General features: G+C 63.5%; 4 protein-coding genes. All 4 read left to right on the top strand.

The genetic code is table 11. The annotated features are described in order from the left end of the window. Positions 1-804, top strand: an 804-nt coding sequence (locus tag ACIQ36_RS18890) for an amino acid ABC transporter permease (RefSeq protein ID WP_395832240.1), incomplete at its 5' end; no start/stop codon positions are given. Between the two features lie 40 nt (positions 805-844). Then, positions 845-1807, top strand: coding sequence for an isoaspartyl peptidase/L-asparaginase family protein (locus ACIQ36_RS18885; RefSeq protein WP_395832238.1), 963 nt, complete (start codon positions 845-847; stop codon positions 1805-1807). 23 nt (positions 1808-1830) lie between these two features. Beyond that, complete coding sequence (locus ACIQ36_RS18880) at positions 1831-3981, top strand: methyl-accepting chemotaxis protein (RefSeq protein ID WP_395832236.1); 2151 nt, start codon at positions 1831-1833, stop codon at positions 3979-3981. Positions 3982-4014: 33 nt separating this feature from the next. Beyond that, positions 4015-4309: ATP-binding cassette domain-containing protein (locus ACIQ36_RS18875; protein WP_395832234.1), on the top strand; the 295-nt coding region annotated here is incomplete at its 3' end.

The raw sequence follows: 4309 nt of genomic DNA, 5'->3' as shown, positions 1-4309 counted from the left end.
CAGTGGCGGCCTTTGTTGGCAACGCTCGTTCTCGGCACGGCGGTGGCCGGATGCTGCTGGCCCCGGTTATGGGGGTGGAAGCTGGTCCCGCTGGCGCTCGGTGCGCTCGGGGTGTTCTTGGGGCTTATGCACGGCAGCCTATTTGGCCTAACGCGCGTGCCGACGACGCAATGGGGCGGGATTCCACTGACCTTGATGTTAACCGTCGGCGGGTTGGTGCTGGCCTATCCCTTGGGCGTGCTGCTGGCGCTCGGGCGGCGCTCGCAACTGCCGTTGGTGAAGCTGCTGTGCGTTGGTTATATCGAGTGCATTCGCGGCGTGCCGTTGATCACGCTGCTGTTCGCCGCCGCCTTCATCTTGCCGCTGGTGCTGCCGCCTGGTCTTGAGATCGACCTTGTGATGCGGGTGCTGCTGGTAATCGCTATTTTTGCCTCGGCCTATCTGGCAGAAGTGGTGCGCGGTGGGCTGCAAGCGATTTCCAAAGGCCAGTATGAGGCGGCAACCGCCCTCGGCTTGAGTCACTGGAAAGCAATGGGGTTCGTTGTTCTGCCGCAAGCCCTGCGCCTCGTCGTGCCGCCGACGGCGAATACCTTTATCGGCATTCTCAAAGATACGTCGCTGGTCACGATCATCAGCCTCTATGACCTCACGGGCGGGCTGAAACTGGCGCTGGCCGATGCCCAATGGCGGATTTTCTTCATCGAAGGCTATGTCTTCATCTCGGCGATTTACCTAGCGGCGGGGCTCACGCTGTCGCGATACAGCCAGTGGTTGGAGCGGCAAGGGTCCGGTCGGCAGCGCTGACGCCCCGTCTTTCGACACTCCCTCTTTCAAGGATAAGACTATGACGAGTCCGGTAATCGCAATTCACGGCGGAGCGGGGACGATTGATCGCCGGGTTTTAAGCGCCGAAGCCGAGCAAGACTATCACGCAGCCTTGCGCGATGTGCTTGTGCAGAGCAATAGCGCTTTGCGGGCGGGGGCTTCTGCGGTGGAAGCGGTTACGCTAGCGGTAACGCTGCTGGAAGACTGCCCGCTGTTCAACGCTGGGCACGGGGCTGTCTTAACGTCCGCTGGCACGCACGAGCTTGATGCTGCGATCATGGACGGGCGCGACCGTTCGGCGGGGGCGATTGCCGGCGTGCTGCGGGTTCGCAACCCTGTGCAGGGCGCGCGCCTCGTGATGGAAAAATCCGGCTGCGTGTTGCTGATCGGCGCGGGGGCGGAGTTGTTTTTGGAGGCCGAAGGGCTGGTTCCGGTCGATCCAGGCTATTTCACCACGCCCGCGCGCGTCGAACAACTTCAGCGCACCCAAGCGCGGCTTTCCGGCATGGCACTCGATCATGACGCGCTGCCACGGACCCCGAAAGCGCTGGAGCCGCTTGAGGCCGACCGCAAACTCGGCACGGTCGGCGCGGTGGCGCTGGATGAGGCGGGCAATTTGGCCGCTGCAACTTCGACCGGCGGGATGGTCAATAAACGCCCAGGGCGCGTTGGCGACACGCCGGTGATCGGGGCGGGCTGTTTTGCCGACAATAGTACCGCGGCGATTTCGACCACCGGGACCGGCGAAGCCTTCCTACGCGCCGTGACCGCCTACGATGTGGCCACGCTCATAGCCTATGGCGGGCACGCGCTGGCCGACGCGGCGGAGGCGGCGATTGCCAAGCTCAAAACCTACGGGGGCCACGGCGGGCTAATTGCACTTGACCGTCATGGCAACGCCCACATGCCGTTCAGCACCGAAGGCATGTATCGCGGCCTCATGCGCGGGGATGAACCCCCGCAGACCGAAATTTACCGTTAACCCTAACCCCCGAGGAGACCGCCATGACGCACGTCCCCCCACGACAGCAGGCCGCACGGAGCCGCCTAGGGCTGAAATCGCGGCTCTTCTTGGCGTTTTTCAGCGTTTGCCTGGGCACGCTGGTGGCGGTGGGGGTTGGGCTTTTCTCGCTCGATCAAGTCGGCCGGGTGATGGACGGCGTTATTCAAGACGATGTTCCCACGCTCACCGGCGCGCTCGACGCCGCCCGCACGGGTGAGCGGGTGATTGCGGCGGCCCCGTTGCTCGCCTCGGCCCCGGCAGGGGCGGAGCGGGAGGCGGCGCAGCGGGTGCTGAACGTGGGCATGACGGCGTTCCAGGCCTCGCTCGATAGGCTCGCCGCAAGCCTGCCGGGGGATGCGCGCTTGGTTCCGCTGACGGCAGCGGCGGCAACGCTCACCGCCAACCTCGACGCGCTGGTAACGGCGACCCAACAGCGCCTCGCGGCACAACAGCAACGCGAAGCCAAAGCCGCCGATATGACAGCAGCCCTCGCCGGGCTCGGCACAATCTTGGGAACCTGGAGCACCCAAGCCCGCGAGAGCGAAGAAGAGGCCCGCGAGGAAATCGCCATGGGGGTGGTGAACTTCGAGATCATCCGCCGCGCATCACGCAAACTGGTGGCTGCCGCGCAACTCGCGCGCCCGGTCACCGATGCCGAGCGGCAAGGCTTACAGCTCGCGCAAGCTCTGCTGGAAGCGGCGGGCGCGGTAACCCCGGCGCAGTTGGAAAAGCTCACCCCCGGCATCGCCAAGGGTATCGAGCGCTTGGGTGTGATCATCGATACGTTGCCGCCACAAGCCGAGCTTGGCCCGCTGCTGGCGCGGCTTACGGCGATCAGCACCGGGCCGACCAGCATTGCTGTGCTCCGCGCGCAAGAACTGACCGCCGAGGCCGAGGTTCTAAGGCTGTTAACCGAAAACCGCGCTGTTTCTGGCGGGCTTACGGCGGCGGCAGAAACGCTGGTGGCTGACCGGCGGCAGGTGATGCAAGGCGCGTTAGCCTCGGTGCAGGCGGCGATTTCCGGGCGCACGGTGGGGCTGATCATCGTTGCCATCGTGAGCATTCTCTTGTCGCTGGCGATTGTTTGGATTTACGTCGGGCAAACCCTGGTTCGGCGCTTGCTGACCTTGGACCGCTGCATTCGCGAAATCGCCTCGGGCGAACTCGATCAGCCGGTGCCGACCGAAGGTGGCGACGAAATTGGCATGATGGGACGCGGGATTGAAACCTTGCGTCTGGGGGCTCAGGAACGGCAGCGGATGCAGGCCGAGCGTGAAGCAGATAAGGGCCGGGCGGAAGCCGACCGGAGGGCAACCCTGAACGCGCTGGCTCAGCAGTTCGATACCAGCGTCAACCAGATCGTCAGCACGGTTTCCGCCTCCGCAACGCAAATGCACACCACCGCGCAATCCTTGATGGCGATGGCCGATCACACCAGCGCTGAGGCGGATATGGTCTCAAGCCAAGTGGGGCAGGCATCGGCAGACGTGCAGAACGTGGCCTCGGCCGCGGAAGAGCTTACGGCGTCGATTGCCGAAATTGGCCGGCAGCTTGTCCGCTCGACCGATGTCGCGCGCATGGCGGCGGGGGAAGCCCATCACACGACGCAACTGATGATGGCGTTGACAGAAAGCGCTGACCGGATTGGCACCGTCGTCAGCATTATTTCCGGCATCGCCGCGCAAACCAATCTGCTCGCCCTTAATGCCACCATCGAGGCAAGCCGGGCGGGGGAAGCCGGGCGCGGGTTTGCCGTGGTCGCCCATGAGGTGAAGCAACTCGCTATGCAAACCGGCAAAGCCACCACGGAAATCTCTGAACAGATCAATGCTCTTCGCACCGCGACCGACGAGGCCACCCAGGCCGTTGATACGATCCGCGACACGATCGACGGCGTTAACGGTGTCGTCGCAACCATCGCCTCGGCTATGGAGCAGCAGGGCATGGCAACGCAGGAAATCGCTCGGAATATCCAAAGCGCCTCAAGCACAATCCGCGATGTTGCGGGCCGTATCGAGGGTGTGTCGCAAGATGCTCGCCAAACCGATCACTCGGCCAATCACGTTCTTACCGCCGCCGTCGCCCTATCACGGGAAGCCACCGCCCTGCGCGGTCAGGTCGAGGGCTTTATCGAAACCGTTCGCGCCGCCTAGTTTATTCTGCCAACCCAAAGGGAAAATCGGCCCATGACCACTGCCCGCGTTCACGCGCGCGACCTTACCTCGGCGCGCAGTATCATCAGTCTTACCCAAGTGAATAAATGGTACGGTGATTTTCACGTGCTGCGGAACGTCGATCTCTCCGTCCGCACGGGCGAGCGGATTGTGATCTGCGGCCCGTCGGGTTCGGGGAAATCGACCCTGATCCGCTGCATCAACCGGTTGGAAGAGCATCAAAAGGGCAGCATTATCGTCGATGGCACGGAGTTGACCAATGATGTGAAGAACATCGAAGTCATCCGCCGCGAAGTCGGCATGGTGT

Source organism: Elstera sp. (assembly GCF_044372965.1).
GTDB lineage: Bacteria > Pseudomonadota > Alphaproteobacteria > Elsterales > Elsteraceae > Elstera.
This window is presented reverse-complemented; position numbering and strand designations above follow the sequence as displayed.